This is a genomic window from Cyclobacterium plantarum, assembly GCF_011290685.1.
In the GTDB taxonomy this organism is placed as follows: Bacteria; Bacteroidota; Bacteroidia; order Cytophagales; family Cyclobacteriaceae; genus Cyclobacterium; species Cyclobacterium plantarum.
In genome coordinates, this window is sequence record NZ_JAANYN010000005.1 from 248,383 (window position 1) to 272,899 (window position 24,517).

Annotated in this window: 17 protein-coding genes; all 17 read left to right on the forward strand. The window is 43.6% G+C overall.

Annotated features, from left to right (window positions below):
• The first annotated feature begins 155 nt into the window (after positions 1-155).
• The 17 genes from G9Q97_RS13455 (at position 156) to G9Q97_RS13540 (ending at position 24,513) form a co-directional block, all read left to right on the forward strand.
• Entirely contained in the window at positions 156-620 is a 465-nt protein-coding gene (locus tag G9Q97_RS13455) for a hypothetical protein (RefSeq protein WP_166147653.1), read from the forward strand.
• A gap of 337 nt (positions 621-957) precedes the next feature.
• A complete protein-coding gene (locus G9Q97_RS13460; RefSeq protein ID WP_166147655.1) occupies positions 958-1,716 on the forward strand; it encodes a DUF6250 domain-containing protein in 759 nt (252 codons plus the stop codon).
• 14 nt (positions 1,717-1,730) lie between these two features.
• Positions 1,731-2,756 (forward strand): Kelch repeat-containing protein, encoded by a 1,026-nt coding sequence (locus G9Q97_RS13465; protein ID WP_166147657.1) that lies wholly within the window; start codon positions 1,731-1,733, stop codon positions 2,754-2,756.
• 116 nt (positions 2,757-2,872) lie between these two features.
• Entirely contained in the window at positions 2,873-6,376 is a 3,504-nt protein-coding gene (locus G9Q97_RS13470; protein WP_166147659.1) for a sulfatase-like hydrolase/transferase, read from the forward strand.
• 606 nt (positions 6,377-6,982) lie between these two features.
• A complete protein-coding gene (locus G9Q97_RS13480; RefSeq protein WP_166147662.1) occupies positions 6,983-7,267 on the forward strand; it encodes a hypothetical protein in 285 nt (94 codons plus the stop codon).
• A gap of 392 nt (positions 7,268-7,659) precedes the next feature.
• Positions 7,660-9,930: a catalase/peroxidase HPI gene (katG, locus tag G9Q97_RS13485; RefSeq protein ID WP_166147664.1), complete on the forward strand. Its 2,271-nt coding sequence runs from the start codon at positions 7,660-7,662 to the stop codon at positions 9,928-9,930.
• Between the two features lie 474 nt (positions 9,931-10,404).
• On the forward strand, positions 10,405-11,823 hold the full coding sequence (locus G9Q97_RS13490) for a phytoene desaturase family protein (RefSeq protein WP_166147666.1): 1,419 nt from the start codon (positions 10,405-10,407) through the stop codon (positions 11,821-11,823).
• 22 nt (positions 11,824-11,845) lie between these two features.
• The gene (locus G9Q97_RS13495) at positions 11,846-12,430 is read left to right on the forward strand and encodes a hypothetical protein (protein WP_166147668.1); all 585 of its coding nucleotides are present in this window, start codon (positions 11,846-11,848) and stop codon (positions 12,428-12,430) included.
• A 136-nt stretch (positions 12,431-12,566) separates the two neighbouring features.
• Positions 12,567-13,505, forward strand: coding sequence for a restriction endonuclease subunit S (locus G9Q97_RS13500; protein ID WP_317168765.1), 939 nt, complete (start codon positions 12,567-12,569; stop codon positions 13,503-13,505).
• Positions 13,506-13,903: 398 nt separating this feature from the next.
• Positions 13,904-14,284: a PH domain-containing protein gene (locus G9Q97_RS13505; RefSeq protein ID WP_166147669.1), complete on the forward strand. Its 381-nt coding sequence runs from the start codon at positions 13,904-13,906 to the stop codon at positions 14,282-14,284.
• A gap of 137 nt (positions 14,285-14,421) precedes the next feature.
• Positions 14,422-15,873 (forward strand): sulfatase, encoded by a 1,452-nt coding sequence (locus tag G9Q97_RS13510; RefSeq protein ID WP_166147671.1) that lies wholly within the window; start codon positions 14,422-14,424, stop codon positions 15,871-15,873.
• A 39-nt stretch (positions 15,874-15,912) separates the two neighbouring features.
• A complete protein-coding gene (locus G9Q97_RS13515; protein WP_166147672.1) occupies positions 15,913-16,761 on the forward strand; it encodes a sugar phosphate isomerase/epimerase family protein in 849 nt (282 codons plus the stop codon).
• 47 nt (positions 16,762-16,808) lie between these two features.
• Entirely contained in the window at positions 16,809-18,695 is a 1,887-nt protein-coding gene (locus G9Q97_RS13520) for a DUF4838 domain-containing protein (protein WP_166147674.1), read from the forward strand.
• A gap of 569 nt (positions 18,696-19,264) precedes the next feature.
• Positions 19,265-20,401 (forward strand): hypothetical protein, encoded by a 1,137-nt coding sequence (locus G9Q97_RS13525; RefSeq protein WP_166147676.1) that lies wholly within the window; start codon positions 19,265-19,267, stop codon positions 20,399-20,401.
• 243 nt (positions 20,402-20,644) lie between these two features.
• Positions 20,645-21,418 (forward strand): GntR family transcriptional regulator, encoded by a 774-nt coding sequence (locus G9Q97_RS13530; RefSeq protein ID WP_166147678.1) that lies wholly within the window; start codon positions 20,645-20,647, stop codon positions 21,416-21,418.
• A gap of 311 nt (positions 21,419-21,729) precedes the next feature.
• The gene (locus G9Q97_RS13535) at positions 21,730-22,986 is read left to right on the forward strand and encodes an MFS transporter (protein WP_166147680.1); all 1,257 of its coding nucleotides are present in this window, start codon (positions 21,730-21,732) and stop codon (positions 22,984-22,986) included.
• A gap of 33 nt (positions 22,987-23,019) precedes the next feature.
• Positions 23,020-24,513, forward strand: a complete 1,494-nt coding sequence (locus G9Q97_RS13540) for an L-fucose/L-arabinose isomerase family protein (protein ID WP_166147682.1) — start codon at positions 23,020-23,022, stop codon at positions 24,511-24,513.
• Positions 24,514-24,517: the final 4 nt, after the last annotated feature.

The following is a 24,517-nucleotide window of genomic DNA, read 5'->3' on the forward strand; positions in this document are numbered from 1 at the left end:
AAGAAATAAATTTAAAGGTCGGTTTAAAGTTACCAAACCCTAAAATTCAGTGTAAAAACCCAATAATTTGTTTATTTTTATCAGGTATAATTTTGATTAAAACTACTGGGAATGAGTATATATAAAGCCAAATAAGCTTTGACGAGCCATTGGGAATGAATAAAAACAAGAAGCATTTTCGGTTACCAAGAAAAGTCAAAAAATCACTAAAAGGGAACCTTTGGTTGTATCCGGCTGATGAGAGGGGAAATTCCTTGATGGCCATGCCGACCAAGTCTCAGGAGGATTATTTGGCACTAAAAAATGGGATAGTCAGAAATCTCATTGACCCTAAGGGAGCAAAAGCCAGGAAAAAGGCTTATAGAGAAAAGATGGATAAAGAAACCCTGGTTTCTGATGAAGAACTTAAACGTTATGTGGATGACATTATCCGGGAAGACCTCCAAGCCTCATCGTACCGTATTCTGGTAGCAGCAAAAAATCATCCGAAGGCAATTACTGCTTATTATAATTTCGTTAATGCTTATCAAATGTTTGAAAAGGGAGAAGAGTCCTACGGAAATATTTGTTGTCTGGCCATAGACAGGGCAAAGGACCTTATGAAGAAAAAGAGAAAATAGCCCCTGGGATACCATTTAAAAGGAGGTTTTGTAGTAGGAATTTTTTTTAATGGCAGTTTCCAAGTTAACGTAAAAAATTAGTGCCCTATTCCTGCCATTGAACTGAAGAGGCTTCGAAGTTCTTGCTTTTCTTCCTTTCGGAAAAATTATCAGTGCTTCATCCTGTGGATGACAAAATATTTGGTATTTTAGTCGGTGTAAAGAAAACCCCTGTGCCCTAAACCTCCATTCCCTTTAGACCTATGGGGGCTATGTGGATTTTGTGAAAACCACCGACTGGGTGGCAGCAGATATTGCCATTGCCAAACAGGAACAGCAGCTATAACAAAAATACGCAATGAAACTGATTGTACTTTTATTACCCCTGCTCATCAGCTTAACATTCAGTCTGGTCGCTCAGGATTCTGGCTATGTCACATTGAATGACTCCCTGGTTTTGAAGCCTTCTTTGGTTTATTCGGAAGCATTTAATGACTTGAGCCATTGGATAGCAGAGCAGCAACCCGGAGGAAAGGTTGTTTTAAACAGGGGTGGGATGGAAATTGAAGACAAAGCAGGTTGCACTGTATGGTTCGATCAGCAGTTGCATCAACCTGTTATGATCGAGTTTACCGCTACTGTGATTGATGAAGGAGGGCCGCAGGACCGGGTGTCAGACTTAAACTGTTTTTGGTTGGCTACCGATCCCTGGCACATGGATTTTTTTGGGGATACGATCCCTCGTAGAGCCGGTAAATTTAGTCAGTATGATAGCTTAAAACTCTATTATGTAGGGCTTGGCGGCCATAATAACACCAAGACGAGGTTTCGCAGATATACAGGAAACGGACAAAAGCCCTTACTCCCGGCACACGATCTTTCAGATGAAGCTTACCTGATCGTACCGAACTTACCGAATCGGATACGCATTATTGTGTACAATGGTACGGTCCAATACTGGAGAAATGAACAACTTATTTTTAATGTATATGATGCATCACCGTATGATTCCGGCTATTTTGCCGTTCGAACGGTGAATAATCACCTTATCATTGACGAATTTAACGTGTATGAGCTTTCAAAAATGGGAAAGGATTTTCGAAGCAAACCTAAATAATATAACCGATGAGAATGAAGCAATACTTAATTCGTGCCGCATTGATTTCAGGAGTTTTCACACTGCAGTTTTGTGCGGAAAACAAACCTGAAGAAAGTGAACAGGATCAGGAAATTCCAAAGGAAAAAAGCTGGGAAATTCTGGAATGCGAGGGCAGCCCGAACGCCAGACATGAGAACAGCTTTGTGGAGGTAAATGATAAATTTTACCTGCTGGGGGGCCGGGGCATCAAACCCGTGGATATCTTTGATCCCGCATCCAACAGTTGGACATCCGGGGCTGAGCCACCAATGGAAGTACACCATTTTCAGGCTGTGGCTTATGCCGGTAAGATTTATATCATTGGGGCCATGACGGGCAAATACCCCCGTGAAACTCCAGTAGAACGCATCATGATTTATGATCCGGCCAATGATGCATGGGAAATGGGTGATACCATTCCGGAAGAAAGGCGCAGGGGTTCGGCAGGAGTGATTGTCACAGGCGACAAGGCCATCGTCCTGAGTGGTATCATCGATGGGCACTGGGAAGGGCATGTACCCTGGACAGATCAATATGATTTTAGTACCGGAGAATGGACAGTGCTGGCTGATGCTCCTCGCCCAAGAGATCATTTCCATGCAGCCATGAATGAAGGAAAGATTTATTGTGCTGGAGGAAGAAATTCCTCGGCCAAAACCGGTGATACATTTGAGCTGACCATTCCGGAGGTGGATATTTATGATATTGCTGATAATTCCTGGACTTCCCTGCCGGAAGGGCAGCATTTGCCTACTGAAAGGGCAGGTACTTCAAGTGCATTTTTGGGGCAGCAGCTGCTGATTATCGGAGGAGAGAGTGCCAGTCAGGAAGCGGCGCATAGTGAAGTGGAGGCCTATCATACCGGTAACCAAACCTGGGAAAGCCTGGATCCATTGGTCAGAGGCAGGCACGGTTCCCAGGCCATCGTGTATAATGGGGCGATTTACATTGCCGCCGGAAGTGGCAACAGGGGAGGAAGCCCGGAGCTGAATACCATTGAAAGGTATGCTGAGGAATAATAGTCCCTTAAATAAATCAGTATTTCTCATAATCCCAGATGATAATGGGATTTTTAGGAAAAAGGAGTACTTTTAGTATTCCTTTTTCTTATTATTGAAAGAAAATAACCTGTTACATGCTTAAAACGATTTGTACCCTTTTGGTATTGATGGCCACAAACCAACTGTTTTGCCAGGCCCAATCCCAAAATGATCCGGACAAAAAACCCAATATCATCTTTATCCTTACCGATGACCAGCGCTGGGATGCGCTCGGACATGCCGGCAACGAATTGATCCATACCCCGGAAATGGACCGACTTGCCGAAGAAGGGGCCTACTTTAAAAATGCCCTGGTGACCACCCCTATTTGTGCGGCCAGCAGGGCCACCATTTTTACAGGCTTGTATGAAAGGACCCATGCCTATACCTTTCAGACCGGCCCCATCAAAGCCGAATACATGGAAACGGCCTATCCCAAACTGCTGAAAGAAGCAGGATACCGGCTGGGGTTTTACGGAAAATACGGCGTCAATCACAAGGACCTTGCCGGGCAATTCGACGAATACGAATCCTACGACAGGAATGGACAATTTAAGGACCGAAGAGGTTATTTTTACAAAACCATTGGCAGCGATACCGTCCACCTGACCCGCTATACCGGACAACAGGCCCTGGACTTTATCGAAAAGGCCAGTCCCGATGAACCCTTTTGCCTTTCCCTGTCTTTCAGTGCCCCCCATGCCCATGATCCGGCGGAGGATCAGTATTTCTGGCAGGATGAGACGGATCCCCTCTTGCAGGGCATTACCATCCCCGATGCCGACATCTCTGAAGACCGCTATTTTGAAGCCCAACCGGAGATCGTCAAGTCCGGCTTTAACCGGCTGCGCTGGACCTGGCGATACGATACGCCGGAGAAGTACCAGCACAGCGTCAAAGGTTATTACCGCATGCTCTCAGGCATAGACCTGGAAATCGCCAAAATCAGACAGCAACTTAAAGCCAAAGGTCTGGACCAGAACACAGTCATTATCCTTATGGGAGACAATGGCTATTTCCTGGGAGAAAGGCAACTGGCCGGCAAGTGGCTGATGTATGACAATTCTATCCGGGTGCCATTGATGGTTTACGATCCAAGACTTTCCAGCCATGTGGATTCAGAGGAGATAGCTGCCAATGTGGATGTACCCGCCACCATTTTGGATTTGGCCGGTGTTCAGATACCCGATGCCTACCAGGGCAAAAGTCTGATGCCGGTGGTGAAGGGAGAGCGGCTCAACAGGGATACCGTCCTGATCGAACACCTTTGGGATTTTGAAAATATCCCGCCAAGTGAAGGTCTTCGCACGGCAGAATGGAAGTATTTCCGCTATGTCAATGACAAATCCATTGAAGAATTGTATCATCTGGGAGAAGATCCAAAAGAAATCAACAACCTGGCTGCTGATCCTGCCCATGCAGCGACTTTGCAAGCCTTCCGCATAAAGCTGGACGCCATGGGGGAGGCCTTATCCGATGAAAGCACGGCTGCTCCGGTAAGCCTTCATGTAGAAATGATCAGGAAACCTTCCGGTCTGGTCCTAAAAGACAGAACGCCTGAATTTGGCTGGCAAGTGCCTGAAGGCCTGGTTTTTCAGTCGGCCTACCAGGTTTTGGTCAGCAGCACAGTGGAAAAAAGCGAGCAGAATATTGGTGATGTCTGGGATAGCGGTAAAGTACAGGGATCAAAATCCTTCAATATTGCCTATGAAGGTCCGGACCTGAAGGAGAATACGGACTACTTCTGGAAGGTGAGGCTGTGGGATGGAGACAACCGCACGGGTCGTTACGCCCAAAATCAGGCATTCCGTGTAGGGGGAGATGGGGGTTACCTGACCACTGCCAATGGTTTTATGCAGGAGGACATCCTACCTCAATCGCTTGAAAAAGTAGGAGGAGATACCTGGCTGGCTGATTTCGGTAAGGCGGCTTTTGCCAATTTGGCCTTCTCTTATTCCACGGATAAGCCGGAAACCCTGACCGTACGTTTGGGAGAGCAATTGGAAGGGGGGAGGATCAACCGGGACCCGCAGGGGCATATCCGCTTTCAGGAAGTGGAGGTAGCGGTCAATCCTGAAAAAGACCTATATGTGCTGCAGTTGCCGCCAGATGAACGGCACACAGGCCCGGCGGCAGTGGCTCTTCCGGATTCTTTTCCGGTACTGCTGCCTTTCAGGTATGCCGAAATTGTAGCCCAAAAACAGCCCGAAGCACTTACCCAGCAAGCTTATTTTGGTTATTTTGAAGAAGATCAAAGTCAGTTCAGCAGTTCGGATACCATACTGAATCAGGTATGGGACCTGTGTAAGTATTCCATGAAAGGCACTTCCTTTGCAGGAATATATGTGGATGGGGACAGAGAGCGAATTCCCTACGAGGCCGATGCCTATATCAACCAGCTCAGTCATTATGCAGTGGATTGGGAATACCCCATTGCCCGCAGGAGTATCGAATACTTTATGGAAAATCCCACCTGGCCCACCGAATGGCAGTTGCATGTGGCGCTGATGTTTTATGAGGATTACCTGTACACCGGCAATACCGAGCTGATTGAATACTATTACGATGAACTCAAGCACAAAACCCTGATGGAGCTGGCCCGTGAAGATGGGCTGATCAGTTCGGAGAGGGCTACACCCGAATTCATGAAAAAGCTGGGTTTTAAAGATCCGGATGTGAAAATGAGGGATATCGTGGACTGGCCACCGGCCCAAAAGGACACCGGTTGGGAGTTGGCCACGGAAGAAGGCGAACGGGACGGATTTGTTTTCACTCCTATCAATACCGTAATCAATGCTTTGTATTTTCGTAACCTGGAAATCATGGGAGAATTTGCCCGGATCCTGGGCAAAACCGGGGAAGCCATGGAATACGAACTGATGGCTGCAAAGGTAAAGAAAGCAGTGACCGAAAAATTGATGGATCCTGAGAAAGGCATTTACCTGGATGGTGAAGGGGCCGGTCATTCCTCCCTGCACGCCAATATGATGCCGCTAGCCTTTAATATGGTTCCCGACGAAAACATTCCGGCCGTAGTGGAATTTATTAAATCCAGAGGCATGGCCTGCAGCGTCTATGGATCCCAATACCTGATGGATGGATTGTACAATGCCGGGGAGGCCGACTATGCCCTGGAATTGATGACAGCCACCCATGACCGCAGCTGGTGGAACATGATCGCTATTGGCTCCACCATGACCCTGGAAGCCTGGGACATGAAGTACAAGCCCAATGCAGATTGGAATCACGCCTGGGGAGCCGTGCCAGGGAATATCGTGGCCCGGAAAATGTGGGGTATTCTGCCCAAAATACCAGGGGGCAGCCTGCTGGAGATCCGGCCTCAGCTAAGCAGGCTGACGGAATCGGATATTATCGTGCCTTTTCTGCCAGGGAAGGTGCTGGCCTCCTATCAAAAGGTAAACAACCGCTTACAGCGCTATGTCTTTGAGCTACCGGCAAATGTCTCGGCCGATTTGTTTTTGGAATTTGGACCCAATGATGCGGTTTCGCTCAATGGAGAAAAAGTCAATACCCAGTTTGACTCCATACGGCTGTCTCCGGGACGGAATGAAATTGAGTTACAGGTGAATTCTTTTTAGAGTAGCCTTAGAAAATTGGTCGTGAATAATGGCAGAAATGGTTTTGTTTGCTGCAAACTATTGATGCTGCAATACGAAATTGAGAGGATCAATGACAGGAATGTCTAAGGCAAAGAAATCAGCGTTATTAGTGGTTAGAAAAATCTCACATGCCCCGCTTTGTGCACAGCAGTATTGCAGGCCGTCTTCATAATCCGGCCAAACATCAATATTCAATGAAGAAAGAAACGAGGGATTAAAGTGGGTAATCTGGAGAAGATCCAAATAGGCATATGCACGTTTTGCAGCAGGGTTTAATTTATCAAACAAATAATAATTGGAGAAATTCCGTCTATTGTTTTCGATTATTATTTAACCTTTTGTTTAGAACTCCGTTAAATTTAGAGGATTTTGATTTTCAGATTAGAACATTCGGCCATGAAAAATATATTTTTGCTTTTAACAGGAATCTTTTTTTGCTCAGGGTTCGCTTTTGGGCAAAATTTGTTGGGGTTCAAGGCCTTTCCCCATAAACTGAATAAGCTCAAGACGTTTCCATCTATTTCTGATCGGAGTATGCCAGGTTCTACTTGGTTCCCAAATTATTCGGGGATTATTGAGGGGGATTTGTCATTCCTAGAAAAACACCATCCATTGGCACTTGTCAATAAAATTAAGCTGTCTGGTAAGGGCAAGGCATTGGCGAGAACTTTTTCGGAACAAGACAATATGCCTATCATTGACCTTTCTAAAGGATTTTCTTCCAATTTGCCCATTAAAAAGTTTCCAGATGATTTCCCATCCAGAATGCCCATCAAAATACCTGGGATAGCGCCGATTTCGGAAATGTTTCAAGAGGGTTTGAATGATAGCGGTGCCCCAATTATTATTCCTGATGCCAGGAAGCCCTAGACCTTTCGAAGGCCGTCTTTCGGATCAAAATCACTTTTTCTTTATGTCTTGTTACTGCTGGTAACTAAGTTTCCATTTTCTGGGTAGACAGAATAAATTTTGTTATGGAATAAAGCGATGGGTTGTATTTAATATTATTTTGGATCTGATTCTTTTTGGGGGATTCATGGGAAAGGGTCGTCTTTAGTTTATTGGTTCATTGTAGTCTGAATATTTGGTAAATATGATTTAATTCTGGATAAAAAATTTGGTATAACCCCTCATTTCAAAAAATTATTTTGAAGTGTTATTGTTTTTTTCAAACACCCATTGAAAAAATCAATGATAATAATTAAATGATAGATATTATCTTTATGCTTTGAATATGAATAAGCGACAAACAGACTATAAGTATGAAGAAACCAATGGTATTTAGTTTACTTCTGTTAATAGGAGCCCTATTTTCAGGATGCCAGAATAGTAAAGAACAAGATAATCAGGCGGATGGGTATTCCGGTGCTACCCAGAAAAGCAATTCCAATCGAATTGCTACCAGCAACAGTGATTGGTGGCCCAATCAGTTGAATCTGAGTATTCTTCGACATAACTCTTCACTATCCAACCCAATGGGAGAGGATTTTAATTATGTAGAAGCGTTTAACAGTCTGGATTATGAAGCCCTGAAAAAGGACATTGAAGGGGTGATGACTGAATCACAGGACTGGTGGCCGGCAGATTACGGTCATTATGGGGGTTTGTTTATCCGAATGGCCTGGCATAGCGCCGGCACATACAGGACCGGTGATGGTCGCGGTGGTTCCCGTTCCGGGCAACAGCGCTTTGCACCCCTTAATAGCTGGCCTGATAATGCCAATCTGGATAAAGCAAGACGCTTGCTGTGGCCTATAAAACAAAAATATGGGGACAAAATTTCCTGGGCAGATTTAATGGTCCTTACGGGTAATGTCGCTCTGGAATCCATGGGATTTAAGACCTTTGGCTTTGCCGGGGGTAGGGAAGACGTTTACGAACCGGAACTGGATGTGTATTGGGGGGCTGAGAACAAATGGCTGGGTGATGAAAAACGTTATTCAGGAGACAGGGAGTTGGAAAATCCACTAGCTGCTGTACAAATGGGCTTGATCTATGTCAATCCGGAAGGGCCCAATGGAAATCCGGATCCGGAACTTGCTGCACATGACATTCGTGAAACTTTCGGAAGGATGGGCATGAACGATGAAGAAACAGTCGCTTTGATCGCAGGAGGGCATACCCTGGGAAAAACCCACGGGGCAGGGGATGCATCCAATGTAGGACCTGAGCCTGAAGCGGAAAGTATTGAAGCACAGGGTTTGGGATGGAAAAGCACCTATAAATCGGGCAAAGGTCCTGATGCCATTACCTCTGGTTTGGAAGTAATCTGGACCTCCACTCCTGCAAAATGGAGTCATTTATTCTTTTTCAATTTGTTTGAAAACGAATGGGAGTTGACAAAAAGTCCTGCGGGAGCACATCAGTGGGTGGCCAAAGATCCAAAAATGATGGTTCCGGATGCCTTTGATCCGGAAAAAGAACACAAACCAACCATGTTGACCACCGATTTGTCACTGCGGTTTGATCCGGTATATGAAAAGATCTCCAGGAGCTTTTATGAAAATCCTGAAAAATTTAACGATGCCTTTGCCCGTGCATGGTTTAAACTTACTCATAGAGATATGGGACCAAAGACCACCTATTTAGGCCCTGAGGCACCCTCAGAAGATTTAATCTGGCAGGATCCCATTCCGGCAGTAAACCATACACTTATCAATGAACAGGACATTGTGGCTTTGAAAACCAGCCTTTTGAATTCCGGTTTGTCGATAAGTGAGATGGTGAGTACGGCCTGGGCATCCGCCTCTACCTACCGGGGTTCGGACAGAAGGGGAGGAGCCAATGGTGCCCGTATTCGGCTGGCTCCTCAAAGAGACTGGGAAGTAAACAATCCGAAACAATTGCAGCAGGTGTTGGGTGTGCTTGAAGAAATTCAGGGTGATTTCAATGAAAAATCGACAAATAAAAAAGTATCCCTGGCAGATTTGATTGTCCTTGCAGGCAATGCAGCTGTGGAAAAAGCAGCGGCGAATTCAGGTTATTCCGTGAATGTACCTTTTATTCCTGGTCGCATGGATGCTACACAGGAACAAACCGATGTGGAATCTTTTGCCCTACTTGAGCCCATGGCGGATGGTTTTCGGAATTATTTAAAAACCCAATACACCATTTCTACAGAAGAGTTGCTGTTGGACAAGGCACAGCTACTGACTCTTACAGCTCCCGAAATGACAGTGCTGGTGGGTGGGATGCGTGCGCTAAATGCCAACTTTGACGGGTCCGGACATGGGATTTTTTCAGATAAAAATGAGACGCTTTCCAACGAATTTTTTGTGCACCTGCTGGACATGAGTACCGAATGGAAAGCCAATTCGGATACCAAAGAAACCTTTGAGGGAAGGGATAGAAAGACAGGTGAAATGAAGTGGACAGCTACACGTGCGGATCTGATATTTGGTTCCAATTCTGAATTGAGGGCTTTGGCAGAAGTATATGCAAGCGAAACATCCAAAGAAAAATTTATTACAGACTTCGTTTCGGCCTGGGACAAGGTGATGAAGCTTGATCGATTTGACCTGATCTACCAATGAGGTGTTTCTTCGTAAGTCTTAAATAATTGGGTTATAAATCAACTTTATAGAAAGCCAGATCCTTGGGTCTGGCTTTTTTTATTCTTTGCCTGGTGTCTTTGTCAAACCTTGAGTGAGGGGGATTGGGTTTTGAGATAGGTCGATGCACAAAATAACATCATGGCAGTGGTTTTGTGAGGCTTTTTGTAACGATAAGATAACTCAACAGACGAACCACATTAGCCAGAGGTGAAGGCTTGATTTCGCACTCTTGAATAGTTCTCAATGGTACTGCAATTCGGTACTGTCTAGTTATAGCGCCCAGACTTATTCAAATTTTTATGATGACCTATTTGCAATTCCTAGTTAAAAATTCAAAGCTTCACACTTTCAAAAATAATTATTGAATAAAGAAATCAAGTATCTATGGGATTGAATTTAATATTCTTTTTTTGAACTAAAATAACATAGTAACTTTACAATAAATACTTAAATATGAACCCTACATATGATGCCGTAGTTGTTGGATCAGGTCCAAACGGACTTTCAGCGGCGATTGTTTTACAAAAGCATGGATTAAATGTTCTTTTAATTGAGGGAAAGGATACAATTGGTGGGGGAATGCGAACAATGGAGCTTACGCTTCCCGGATTTAAACATGATGTTTGTTCAGCAATCCATCCCATGGCAGCGGCAGGTCCATTTTTTAAGACCTTACCGCTCGCTCAATATGGACTTGAATTTATCCACCCCAAAACGCTGGCAGGACATCCGCTACCGGATGGGACAGTAGTTTCCTTACACCGTTCCTTGTTCGAAACCGCTGATCAATTGGGCAGGGACAGGAAATCCTATATCGAATTATTTAAACCACTTGTAGATCATTGGGATGCTTTGTCCACCGATATTTTATCACCGTTAAAAATCCCAAATAATCCAATAAAACTTGGTTCTTTTGGGATTAATGCGCTTAAACCTTCCACCTATCTCGCCCAAAAATTCAAAGAAACCAGAACCCGGGCACTTTGGGCAGGGATGGCAGCTCATGGAATACAACCACTCACCAATATCGCTACATCGGCTATTGGAATGGTGTTGATGGCAGCTGGGCATTATGGTGGTTGGCCAATGATAAAGGGAGGATCTCAAAGCCTGGCCGATGCTTTAGCCAATTATTTTAAAGCTATCGGAGGCAAGATTGAAACAGGGAATATGATATCTCACCTAAGCCAAATTCCTGATTCAAAATTGGTGATGTTTGACCTTAGTCCAAAAAACTTACTAAAAATTGCCGGAGAAAAGTTCTCTAAATTGTATTGCTGGCAACTGAATAGGTTTAGGTATGGAATGGGTGTTTTTAAAATGGATTTTGCGCTTTCCCAGCCCATACCCTGGAAGTCCGAAATGCTTAGGGACGCAGGAACAGTTCATTTAGGAGGGACGTTGGAGGATATAAAAAAATCAGAGAAACTGATCTGGGAGGGTAAATATAGCCAGAATCCCTATGTACTTTTATCCCAACAAAGCCTGTTCGATAAAACCCGTTCACCAGATGGGTATCATACGGCATGGGCCTATTGCCATGTGCCTGCAGGATCTGAGGTTGACATGTCAAGCAGTATTTTGAGCCAAATTGAAAAATATGCACCTGGCTTTAAAGAATCCATAATTGGGAAGCATACTTTCAACAGCAGGGAGATCGAAAATTATAACCCCAATTATATAGGAGGAGATATCAATGCAGGGGTTCAGGACTGGTCTCAAATATTTACCAGACCAGCCCTGAGGATTTCTCCTTATAGAACCTCCTTCAAAAACTTTTATATTTGCTCCGCATCCACTCCACCAGGAGGTGGGGTTCATGGAATGGGTGGTTATTATGCCGCAAAGAGAGCAATTAAAGATTTATTTTAAGTTTTCGGAAAAGACGAACGAGATGAAAAGCTTCTTAAAGAAATATAAAATTACTCTGGTCTTCTATGGATCTGTTATTTTTCTTTTAGTATCGATGGTATTTGCAAGGTTGGTAAGAGAGCCATATCCAAGTTTAAACATGCCTGCCTTTACGAGAAGTGGAATAAATGATGGCCTTTTACCAGCCAGTTATTTTGAAATTATTTATTTGAACAACGATGAAGAGGTTTGGAAAGGAAATTTACAGGACCTTTTTAATTCACAAAATTTGGTAAGGTATAGGAATAATATGCATTTTATTTTTTTTAATCAGGCAGGTACAAATCTGGAAGAATCTAAAAAACAAAAGCGAAGAATTATATCGTTAATTCCCGGTGGAGTTAAAATCCATGAAACTTTAAAAAAATGGACAACAAATAATGTGATTGGAGGAGCAGAGGAAGAAATACCTAAACTAATGTTTAAAAGGAGACCTTTTGAATCTAACGAGGTTACTGGTTTTATTGTCAATGAGTACAAAGAATATTATCACCTGGTGGATGGGTTTCAATATAGGGAGATTGTTAGACAAAAAGAATTTTCATTTGATGATGATATTACAAATTAATGAGAAAATTACCCGTTGGCTTGAAAATACCTGGAAGCCTACTTTTTTTCAGCTAGGGCTAACCAGGATTTTATTTTGTCTTGGGTTTTTTATTTTTGACCTTCCGCAATTTATTGAAATATCAGGTTTTGAATTGGTGTTTTTTGACCCACCTGTAGGGCTCTCTTTATTGATTGGGCCAATTACATCAAGTGATTTTTGGTGGACTTTTGATTTGATGTTAAGAATCGTTTTTGCCTCTTTATTAGTCGGGTTTCGAACGAAGGAATCCTCTATAATTTTTGGATTACTCTTACTTTTTGGTTTTACTTATGTCTACAGTTATGGAAAAATTAATCATAACATTTTTCCCGTTATTTTTCCAATAATTATGGCCTTCACCAATTGGGGAGGGGCACTCTCGATCGATTCGATAATGAATAGGACAACAAAAATCGAACCCAGGGGATGGCCATTAACCTTTTTTTCTTTTTTGTTGGGATGGGGTTATTTTACGGCAGGTTTGCCAAAACTAATCGGAGGATGGTTGGATCTTTCCTACTCAACTACAGCCGGTTTTATGTTAAGAAGGTATTATTCAGGTGCAGACCCCTTGTACTTAAATGAAATGTTTGTGAAAATAAACAATTTATTTATTTACAAAGTGTTAGACTACGGTACTTTATTGTTCGAATTGGGGTTTATAATTACAATATTTTGGTCTGCCTTATTTTTGAGAGCCATTGGAATGGCAGCCATGTTTCATCTAGGGGTATTATTGACAGTAAATATACCTTTTTCACTACACGTCCTGGTATTTTTGCCTTATATCGTTTATTTTTATTTCGACAATACAAACCAATTGTCAGAAAATTTCCAACTTTTTTTTAGCCGGAATAAAAAAATATTTTTACCGATCTTTTTTATTTTAGCATTCGTGATTATCACCGACTACTATCCCAAACTATTTCAATTCCACCAACATTTTATATTATTTCTAATTTGCATTCCCTCTGTATTTATGGTTTCTCCAAAATTTGTACGTGACTTTTTTAATAAAATGACCAGACGATTAGAGAAAAATTTAACCAAATGAGGTTAATCGTAATTGATCTCTTTTTACTTTCCTCCTTGTTTAATGTAGGGCCCGATAGGAAAATATTTAAGCCATAATTTAGTTCTTTTGGGCTATTTTTCTTGGAAGTAAGCTGGGCAAGTTGAAAGGAATCATACGAAAAAGAGCATAAGTTTTACCTTTCCATCCATGGCTGATTCTTTTCAGAGGGGCTAACCAGATACTACCCTCCGAATTCCCCAAATTTTTTGAGATTTTTCCTGTCTCAAATCTTTACGATTTTCCCGGTATTTCCAACTTCTAAAGAATAGCAAGGGGTAAACTCAGTATTATAACTTGAGAAAACAGTTTTCCACATAAAAATGAGTAGATTTATTCTTGTAAATTAAACCTAAACAGATACGCTGATAACCAAGGTTATGGGAATATTCAATTCAATATTAGGCAATGCAGGTGCTGTCAATAAAGAAAGCCTCCAAAGGGATTTCGGAAGAATACTGACTGCAGAAGAGCAAATAGAAACGGGATTTAAGCTTTTCAGGGATACGTTCATTTTCACCAATAAACGACTGGTCCTTGTGGACAAGCAAGGACTTACGGGAAGAAAATCCGAATACCTTTCCTTGCCTTACAAGAGCATTTCCCGCTTTAGTATAGAGACGTCCGGGACTTTTGATTTGGATGCAGAATTAAAAATATGGATTTCCAGTGACCCGCAGCCTGCGGTAAGTAAGAAGTTTAATAAATCCGTGGATGTCTATGAAGTACAGAAATTACTGGCGGGTTTTGTACTAGGGTAATCGACACGACCTTTTACCCCATGCCTGCTTTTTACAGCTTCATGTATATCTCTTTAACCTGGCAAACCAATATAACTAGCGATGTAGTGAATTTATTTTGTATAATGATAATTTTCCAGAATTATATACTATTTCCCATGAAAAACCTGATAATAACCTTTCTATCCATTTGTTTTATTTTGCTTTCCTTTTCATCAATGGCACAAAAACGGCCAAATATCGTGCTGATTATGGCTGATGACCTCGGCGGTAGAGACTTGCCGGCCTATGGAAATCGATTCAACGAGACGCCCAATATTGACAAATTGGTCAGTCAGGGAATGCTGTTTCACAACGCTTATGCTGCTCCGGTTTGTTCGCCAACCCGGGCCAGTATACAAGCTGGTCAATATCCCGCCAGAGTAGGCATATTCGACTTTATTCCCGGTCATTGGCGCCCTTACGAAGAGGCTACCGTTCCTCACCACCAGGTTCAGCACCTGCCAGATAAGATTGTTACTATCGGCAATGCCATGCAATCGGCAGGCTATACCACCGGTTATTTTGGCAAGTGGCATTTGGGAAATAACCCCGAGCACCTGCCCCACAACAGGGGATACGATAAAGCCCATATGTATGCAGGTGGAGGCTTCTACCAGCCCCGATTTGTTCCGGAATATACGTCTGCTGAAGGGGCCCGACTGAGTGAAACCCTCACCAGCATGGGGGTTGATTTCATCGCTGAGAATAAAGAAAATCCATTTTTTCTCTTCATCTCTCATTACGATGTGCACGTGCAGCTGGACGCAGACAAAGACCTGATTGAAAAATTCCTCAACAAACCGAAAGATCCGGATTATGCAAGTAATGCCGTGTATGCGGCGATGATTTCCCATGTGGACCAAAGTGTAGGTGCTGTCATGAAAGCGATTGATGAAATGGGCCTGGCGGAGAATACAGTATTTATTTTCTATTCCGATAACGGAGGAGTGGATAACCGGTTTGACAATGTCCCACTATTGGGAGGGGATAGCAAAGACGTTTATCCGGAAGGTCATCCCCTCCGCTATATTGCCACAAGCAATGCGCCGCTGCGTGCAGGAAAAGGAACGCTATATGAAGGAGGGGTCCGTGTTCCGTTGATTGTTCGCTGGCCGGAAAAGGTAGAAGCTGGGAGTACTTCTGAGGCAATTGTTTCCAGTGTAGACTTTTACCCTACTTTTTTGGACCTGGGAAAGGGAGCAAGACCGCCAGATCAGGTGCTTGACGGATATTCAATGGTGCCGTCTCTGACAGAAAACAGGTTTGACCCGGAGCGGGAAGTTTTCACCCATTATCCCGTATATCATCACGAACAGCCAATGTCGGCTTTGAGAAAAGGCTCCTGGAAAATCATAGAAAACCTGGTTTCCGGAGATTTTGACCTGTATAATCTGCGATACGATGTCAACGAAATGACTGACCTTAAATTTAGTTATCCCGAAAAGTTGGCTGAAATGAAGTCCGCATTAAAAAAATGGCAAACGGAAACCAATGCCCAAAACCCGGTTCCTAATCCAGATTTTGACCCGGTAAAAAGGTACGAATGGGGTACAAATCCATTCAGGTAATCGAAGGAAAAAATACTTCATTAACAAAATAAACTTACTATGAAAAAGAAAATGTGGCTATTTGTAGCCGTACCGGTACTTTTGTTGGTTATGGGAAGCATGGTAAAAAGCCCTGTTCGCGAACTGTCGCTGAAAAAAAGCGCCTGGCGCATGGGCGTAGCTTTGTACTCCTTTAACCGTTTTCCTTTTTCCATCTCCTTAGAAAAAGCGAAAGCTGCTGGGGTAAAATACGTTGAAGGATTTGATTTTCATAAAATGGGTAGCGATTTTGGCGACAAAGCCATGACCGATCTTAGCCCCTCAGAGGCAAAAACAGTAAAAATGCTATTGCGGGATAAGGAATTAAAAATGAAATCCATGTACGTAGGAACAGCTCAGACTGAAGCCGACTGGCGCAAAGCCTTTGAACTTGCCAAATCCCTGAAGGTCCAATACCTGGTCACAGAACCCAAAAGAGAACATTGGGATCTGGTGGATGAGCTTGCCGGAGAGTTCAGAATTAAAGTTGCGCTTCACCAGCATTCCAGAGAGGCCGGAAGCATTTACTGGCATCCCGATTCGGTATTGTCGGCGATCAAAAACCACCCCAATTTCGGTGCTTGTGGAGATTTGGGGCACTGGGTCAGAAGCGGACTTGATCCCGTGGAAAGTTTAAAAAAGCTCGACGGTCACCTGATGAGTCTTCATCTCAAGGATCTGGATGCTTACGGCCAATCTGCCAAAGACAGGATGGTGGGCGAAGGGATCGTTGATTTCGAAGCGGTGGTTGCAGAACTCGGTAGGCAGGGATTTGATGGGGAAGTCTATGTGGAGTGCGAACATAATATGGAGGATAACCTGAAGGATGTAAGGCATGCGGTAACCTTTTTTGACAGTCTAAGTCCTTGAGGCAAGGTCCGTGATTTCTTTTCAATAAACATTAAACCCAATTTGTAATGTACGCCAAAGTAACTCATTTTGCAATCAGCTATCTGCTTGTGGCTGTTTATTCCGGACCTTTGTCCCTGGCTCAGGATTTGAATTTGGTGGAGAAGGGAAATAGCGAATACCAAATCGTGCTTCCCGAGGATGCAGCTGTCCAGGAGATTCAGGCGGCCATGGTTTTGCAGGATTATTTGCAACGCATTTCGGATGCTATTATTCCGGTAAATCACGATGATGAAGGTATTTCCGACTTAGAAATCCTCATTGGAAATGTAAACAGACCAGAGGTAAAAGGTATTTCCCTTGAAGACCTGGGTCCGGAAGGTCATTATATAGGGACCCGGGGCAAGAAACTGATTATCCTTGGCGGGCCGGAGAAAGGGGTTATATATGGGGTTTATGCCTTTCTGGGAAATTATCTGGGCTGTAGGAAGTATACCTCCAAAGTGGATCATATTCCGCGGCAATCTACCATCCACCTGGGACAGATAGATGAGCTGGAGGTTCCGGTATTTTCTTTCAGGGAGGTGTTTTATCAGGATGTTTATGATCCTGAATTCATGGATTGGCACAGACTTCATTCCTTTTCCGGCAAAGGTTCTTCTCCCACAGCCTGGGGATATTGGGTGCATACCTTTCACCAACTTTTGGACCCAAAAGAATACGGAGAATCCAATCCGGAATATTTCAGTTATTATGAGGGAAAACGACATGCCGGGCTGGTGCCATCCTGGGATGGAAAAAGTGAACAGCCCGAGGCACAGCTTTGTCTTACCAATCCTGAGGTATTGGAGATCGTCTGCGAAAACCTGCAAAAGGCAATTGACCAGAATCCCGGTGCGAAATACTGGTCGGTGAGTCAAAACGATAATGTCAATTACTGCCGTTGTGAGCACTGTGCTGCCTTAGACGCACAGCATGCAGCTTTTTCCCCGGAGGAAAAGCTCTACGAAACCCATGGTAGCGAATATCCTGCCCTGGGAATGGGTTCCATGCTAACCTTTGTCAATAAAGTGGCTGAAAGATTTCCGGATAAAATTATTTCTACCCTGGCCTACCAATACACCCGTGTACCCCCCAAGGATCTGGTTCCTGCAGATAATGTGAATATCATGCTTTGTAGCATAGAGAGCACCAGAAATGAACCCCTTGAGTCGGGAGATCCCGCATTCAGTGAAGACCTGAAAGGCTGGGGTAAGTTGACAGATAATATCTTGGTCTGGGATTATAACATTCAGTTTTCAAACCTGCTTTCCCCCTTTCCAAACCTGCGCACCCTTCAGCCCAATATCAGGTTCTTAAAGGAGAATCGGGTAAGTGCTGTTTTTGCTCAGGGAAATATCCAATCGGGAGGGGAATTTGCTGCTCTGAGGGCTTACTTATTGACCAAATTGGTCAATGATCCGGAGATAGATCTGGAAAAAGAAATGACCGAATTTCTACTGGCTTATTATGGGCAGGCAGCTGGCCATATCAGGGCATATATCAACCTGATGCATGAGCACAACCAGGGGGGCACAGGAAGGAAACTCTCTATTTTTGGGGGACCTTCGCAGGAACAAGAGTCCTACCTGACACCGGACCTTATCGTAGCCTACAATGGTATTTTTGATAAGGCCGAATGGGCGGTAAAAGATAATCCGGAACAGCTGGAACGTGTCAGAACTGCACGATTGCCGGTAAGCTATGCCATGCTGGAGATAGAAAAAGAAAATGAGGCTGAGCAGTGGGAAATTTTGGATTCAGGGGCAAAAAGGAAGTTGCCTGATGAAATAAGCGAACTGCTTTATAGCTTTATTTACCACTGTATTCGGACCGATGTAAGCCGGCTTTCCGAGTGGCATACTCCCCCGAAGGAATACCTGGAAAAGTATTCAATGGTCAGTTCAAAAGACTGAGTCAATTTTTACCCTTTACCGGGATTTCGGTTATTACCTGGTATCCTTCTCCCCTCCGGTAAGAATTTACACCTTCGCAACTTTGGTATATTGGAATTCCACTACTGATGGAGAAGATGCCTGGTGGGTGGTTCCGATCCAAACCGGCACCGACCCACAATCCATGCCAACCGAAATGGCGGAAAGTATGGTAAAAAGCTATTGTTGGGTCGGTAACAATCATGCGCATTCCGGGCCGAAGGGAAACCAGCTAAACAGTTGATGTTTTTTTAAACGGGTTAAGCTACTACGCTTAAGGTCCCTTTTAGGAGTTAATTTCGCACATTTCGGCGGCATACGGATCTATTGGTGAGGATTCGTGCCTTCTAAAAGAAAAGAATACCGAAAACTAACAGAAGGTTCAGCTATTGCGGAATGCTTAGCGAGGGCGAAGAAATGTAATAACCAGTTTATCCAAAAAGATGCGAACAAAGCCAAGGTATACAGCCTAAAAACCATTATATTGCTACTACCAGATAGCGTCCAGGAGGTGGGTGATTTAAGCGTTTATATGCTAAACTAAATTTCAAATGGTCAATTTTCGTATTTTTTTATTATCAATGATGGTATCGGTCTATGGGTGTACCGACCGGACGAACCTCTCAAGCAAAAGTTCAGCGTCAAACGAATGGGAACTTGTGATTTTGGACTCTATTCAGGTAGATTACCTGGGGAGTGTTGGTGGTGGAGATTTTAGAAATGGGAAAGGGGTGTTTTTTAATTTTCAGGAAAATAAATTGATTGAGTTTGACTCCACTGGAAAGATTCATTATGAAAGGTCTTACCCAACGGATGGCCCCGGAAAAGTTCAATACCCAACCCAACTACGGTACACGGATGACGGAAGGCTTTTTGCAGCGAGTTTCGTGGGATGGTTGTACGAGCTAAATAGGGATTTAACGTTGAAGCAAGAGATCACCCTTCCATTTCCAAGCCAAGCAAACGACGGAGGGGGCTTTTTTCGAAGTTTGGATTTTTGGAATGATTCCTTGGTCAGTTACTATCCCGGCAGAGATGGGGCAAACCCTTACGATCCACATTTCATCCGAGACCATTTTTTGTTAGAAAAAATTGACCCGAAAACAGGAGGTTCGGTGCCACTAATTAAGATTCCGAGTACCTCGAGATATTCGTCTGATAAATTCTTTGAAAGACCTTGGATCCAATTTGGCATTTCGAGTACTAGACTTCACCTGGCATTAAGCAATGAGCCGATGATTCATGTCTTCGACCTTAATGATGGAGGTTCTTTCCTACACACGGTAAACTTTAAACCTTCAAAGTTTTTGGATAATGGTGAACACCAAGAGAAATATCAATACATCTCTGGAAGCAGAATGCTTGATGGGGCGATAAGACAGCTTTTTGTGACAGAAAAAGGGACAGTAGTTTACTATGAAGAAGGAATTGACGAAGAAATATTCGTTCAAAACGAATTGAACCTTCCAAAAAACTTCCCCAAATACAAGGATTTTCAGAACCAGGTGCTGAAAATCATTTCGCCAGATACCATTCTTTCCAATGAAATCATCGTTCCATACCGAATCGGGAGAATTATGAATATCGAAGGGCTAGACAAGCCCTTCTACGCCCTCAGGGATGATGACTTTGTCGGAGAGGAGCAAGAATACATCACCTTTTATAAACTTCTATTGGTGAAGAAATAATCATCTTCATGTTAATTGAAATTGTTTTATCGTAAACAAGCCCAATTGAAATATTTGAAGGTGGGTCGTGGGGCACAAAGTCATGTTTTTAATTCCTGACGTGGTGTTTGAACCTTTTTAATTTACTTTTGCAAACCTAACACATACTGCATGCAATACTAACGGACATTGGGCAACAGCGGCCTATTGCTAACAAGCACATTAACAAACTATAAATTAATACCTTTTTTAAAACCACAACAGATGAAACCTAAATTCGTCAAGATCAGCGATTGGATAATTGATAAAATCAGGTCAGGGGAGCTCCTCCCCGGCGATAAAGTTCCATCAGAAAACGAACTGATCCAAACTTTTGGCGTCAGCAATACGACCGCCCGTAAAAGTCTCCAGCAGATCGAATCCAAGGGTTATGCCCAACGCATCAAGGGTAAGGGTACTTTTGTATTGAACAAAACGGAAGACCACCACCTGCTGCGGGTATTGGGTTCTATAGACGCAACGAGACGAGGGTTTGATGAAGGGCTCAAAGTGGAAGGATTTCAGCCAAAGACGGTGGTATTGGAAAAGACCATTCTGGACCACGGAATCTCTACTGAGATTAGCGGAAAACACTACATCATGAAGGGACCGGTACTCAAGGTGCATCAGTTGAGGTATGCAGATGACCTGTTGCTCAAGGATGAAACCAAATACATTTCTATCAGGCTATGTCCCAGGATAAACATGCTTTCTACCGATCTGTCTTATTTTAAGGTGTATGAGGACAAATACAATCACAAAATCTCTGATATCAAGCAAAATCTAAGTACCATCATCCTTCCTCCTGATGACAGTACCAATTATTTTGAAGCCCCGGAAGCCCTGCCGGTTTTCATATTGGATAGTGTGGTAATGTGCCAACCCGGAGACGTGCTGGAGCTGGAAAAATCATTGTACCGCGGTGACAAATACAAATTTGCCATTATTGCCCATCCGGAGTACAATGAGATTGTCCATTCAGGAACAAAAAAGGTATGATTTTCCTCAAATATTTTTTCTGACCACCTTGAATTTTTTCTTTTCCTATTTCAGAATCATATTTGGATTTTAGGATTAAAAGCTCTCTCTTTCAATTGATTATATTATAGCTTTGATCATTTCCAGTACCTTCTTTACCTTATCAATTTTTTACATAGTGCGTTAGGTTGGATTTTTATTTATAAAAATTAATAGATTTATATTAGGAAAAATATCTTTTTGACAAAATAATATTGCAAATGGGTGCTTAACTCTTGTTTTTTAGCTTCAAAGGTTATATTATTGCTTTTGCAACTTAGAGCGTTAAGTATATGAGCCCAAAAATCCGCTGGTACATATTGATCCTGGTGTTTATAGCCACCGGCCTGAATTTTCTTGACAGGCAGGTGTTGTCTATGACAATCATTAAAATTCAGGAGGAGTTGCAAATTTCTGATGTGGAATATGGCTGGGTCAATACTGGTTTTTTGATCAGTTATGCGCTAATGTTTACAGTAGGAGGTCGTCTGATAGACAAGGTAGGCGGAAAGTTGGGCCTGGGCTTGTCGGTAGGCATTTGGTCAATCGCCAGTGCGCTTCACGGTGTCATGAGCAATTTTTACCATTTGCTGGGATTTAGGTTTCTTCTGGGCATGGGAGAGGGGGGCTGTTTCCCAGGGGCTGCCAAGACGGTGTACGAATGGTTTGATAAAAAAGAACGGGCACTGGCCAATGGAGTTGCCATTGGAGGAGCGGCTATAGGAGCGGTCGTAGCTCCTCCCCTGACCATAGTGATATCCGGACAATATGGATGGCGCTGGGCCTTTATCATTCCAGGAATTGTAGGAGTGGTATGGGTCATTGCCTGGTTTGCCCCATCCTGGAAAAAAAGCCTGCACGCGGTTTCACAAAGGGAAACAAAAAGAGAAGCAAGCCCATTTCAAGTTCCCTTGCTCCAATTACTAAAGAACCGAACCGTACTAGCGTTCATTCTGATCCGATTTTTATTGGACCCGGTATTTTATTTTTTGATGTTTTGGGTACCCAAATACCTCAACCAGGAACGTGACCTGTCTTTTGAAAGGATAGGAGAACTCTTTTGGATTCCTTTCCTGGCCCTCGGACTGTCAAATATCATGGGTGGATGGTTCTCGGACAAGCTGGTATCCCGAAACCTGACGATAAATGCTGCCAGGAAATGGGTCATGGGTTTTGCTGCGGCACTCACGCTGGTGGCTCCATTTATCTCCACTGTATCCTCTGTAGAAGTGGCCATTTTGCTCATGTCCCTGATGATGCTTGCCCATGGTTTCTGGATTACCAACTACATCACAGCCATAACAGACATATTCGGTAAATATGCCACTTCCACGGTGGTGGGACTTTCGGGAACGGCGGGAGCGGTTTCCGGCATGATCCTGAATCCGGTGATAGGCTGGGTTGCCCAAAATCACTCTTACGGGCCTTTATGGCTGGTGGCGGGGATCATGTACCCATTGGCGTTTGTAATACTGCTGGTTTTTGTTCCGAAGATTACCTCAATGGAATTTGCAGCAAATGGGAAAATGGGCCATGTATTGAATGAATAGCCGTTGAAATTTCAAATTTTTAAACATAGAAAAATGAAAAAGCCGATAAAAGATGTAAAGTCCGGGTCTGATACCTACCAGCTTGAAAGGCGCATGGAATCAAAACCCAGAATAGGGGTGTTTGGCGTTGGGTATTTCAAATATTGGTCTCAGTTTGACGGATTATTGGAAGATCTTTTGAAAAAGCAAGGGGTATTCCTGGAGAAATTAAAAAAGCACCAGGTAGAAATCGTTGATTTTGGACTGGTAGATGATGCCCAATCCGCCTATGCTTTGGTGCCTAAACTTAAAGCTGCTAATCTTGATTTGATTTTTTGTGACATGCTCACCTATGCTACTTCCAGTACTTTTGGGGCCATTATCAAAAATATGGAGGTTCCCATTGTTCTGGTTGCCCTGCAGCCGGACAAAGCCATGGACTATTCCCGTGCCTCAACCTACATGCAATTGTATAATGACGATATCTGTTCCCTTCCGGAATTTGCCGGGGTGGCAGTAAGGTTTGGGAAACAGGTGCCCGAGGTCATCATAGGTACACTTCATGATGATCCGGAGGCAGAGGCTTTGATTGGGGAATATTGTCGGATTGCGAAAGTTTTGCATGGGCTGAAAACAGCCAGGATCGGCCATATAGGGCATCCCATAGAAGCCATGCTGGACATGCATACGGATGCGACCATGCTTACTGCTCATTTTGGTGTACATGTGGTGCAGTGTGAGGCCAATCAAATCGTTCACCAGTATGTCAACCAGGTAAGCGATGCGGAAGTAACCCGGGAAGAAAAGCGCATACTTTCATTCTTTGATACGCCGGACCCGGTATCTGACCCCATTTCCGAAAAATTAAAGCCAGCCGATTTAAGTGTGGCTGCAAAGGCATCTCTGGCCCTGAAGAAATTCATTGAGAGTGAAGAGCTAGATGGTTTGGCCTACTACTATAATGGAGAGGACAACAGCCCTACCCAATTGGTCATGTCCAACCTGATCGTGGGCAACTCCCTGCTGACTAGTTCTGGTTTTCCGATGTGTGGGGAATCTGACCTTAAAACTTGCCTGGCCATGTTTATCATGGACCGCCTGGGGATCGGTGGAAGTTTTGCAGAGTTTCATCCCGTAGATTTTAAAGAAAACTTTGTACTGGTAGGGCATGATGGTCCGCACAATATCTCCATCGCTCAGGGGAAGCCAGTCTTGCGGAGTTTAAAGAAATACCACGGTAAGCCTGGCTTTGGTGCAGGGGTAGAATTCAAGATCAAGGAGGGGCCCATTACCATGCTGAGCATCAGTTCAACTTACCAGGGAAAATTCAAATTTGTAATGGCCGAAGGAGAATCGGTGGAAGGCCCCATTCCTCCTACTGGGAATACCAATACCAGGGGCTTCTTTAAACCCGATGTGCGGACCTTTCTTACCAAATGGGTCAAGGAAGGACCCACCCACCATTTTGCCCTGGGTATTGGTCATCATGCCGGCAGCATCCAAAAAATCGCCAATTACCTGCAAATCGAATCGGTGATTGTCTCATAAACCA

What these genes read in the sequence shown, in the direction of transcription:
- G9Q97_RS13535 (WP_166147680.1), top strand. Translation starts at nt 21,730, where the DNA reads ATGAGCCCAAAAATCCGCTGGTACATATTGATCCTGGTGTTTATAGCC.
- G9Q97_RS13530 (WP_166147678.1), top strand. Translation starts at nt 20,645, where the DNA reads ATGAAACCTAAATTCGTCAAGATCAGCGATTGGATAATTGATAAAATC.
- G9Q97_RS13470 (WP_166147659.1), top strand. Translation starts at nt 2,873, where the DNA reads ATGCTTAAAACGATTTGTACCCTTTTGGTATTGATGGCCACAAACCAA.
- G9Q97_RS13540 (WP_166147682.1), top strand. Translation starts at nt 23,020, where the DNA reads ATGAAAAAGCCGATAAAAGATGTAAAGTCCGGGTCTGATACCTACCAG.
- G9Q97_RS13495 (WP_166147668.1), top strand. Translation starts at nt 11,846, where the DNA reads ATGAAAAGCTTCTTAAAGAAATATAAAATTACTCTGGTCTTCTATGGA.
- G9Q97_RS13490 (WP_166147666.1), top strand. Translation starts at nt 10,405, where the DNA reads ATGAACCCTACATATGATGCCGTAGTTGTTGGATCAGGTCCAAACGGA.
- G9Q97_RS13465 (WP_166147657.1), top strand. Translation starts at nt 1,731, where the DNA reads ATGAAGCAATACTTAATTCGTGCCGCATTGATTTCAGGAGTTTTCACA.
- G9Q97_RS13455 (WP_166147653.1), top strand. Translation starts at nt 156, where the DNA reads ATGAATAAAAACAAGAAGCATTTTCGGTTACCAAGAAAAGTCAAAAAA.
- katG (WP_166147664.1), top strand. Translation starts at nt 7,660, where the DNA reads ATGAAGAAACCAATGGTATTTAGTTTACTTCTGTTAATAGGAGCCCTA.
- G9Q97_RS13525 (WP_166147676.1), top strand. Translation starts at nt 19,265, where the DNA reads ATGGTCAATTTTCGTATTTTTTTATTATCAATGATGGTATCGGTCTAT.
- G9Q97_RS13520 (WP_166147674.1), top strand. Translation starts at nt 16,809, where the DNA reads ATGTACGCCAAAGTAACTCATTTTGCAATCAGCTATCTGCTTGTGGCT.
- G9Q97_RS13505 (WP_166147669.1), top strand. Translation starts at nt 13,904, where the DNA reads ATGGGAATATTCAATTCAATATTAGGCAATGCAGGTGCTGTCAATAAA.
- G9Q97_RS13460 (WP_166147655.1), top strand. Translation starts at nt 958, where the DNA reads ATGAAACTGATTGTACTTTTATTACCCCTGCTCATCAGCTTAACATTC.
- G9Q97_RS13510 (WP_166147671.1), top strand. Translation starts at nt 14,422, where the DNA reads ATGAAAAACCTGATAATAACCTTTCTATCCATTTGTTTTATTTTGCTT.
- G9Q97_RS13515 (WP_166147672.1), top strand. Translation starts at nt 15,913, where the DNA reads ATGAAAAAGAAAATGTGGCTATTTGTAGCCGTACCGGTACTTTTGTTG.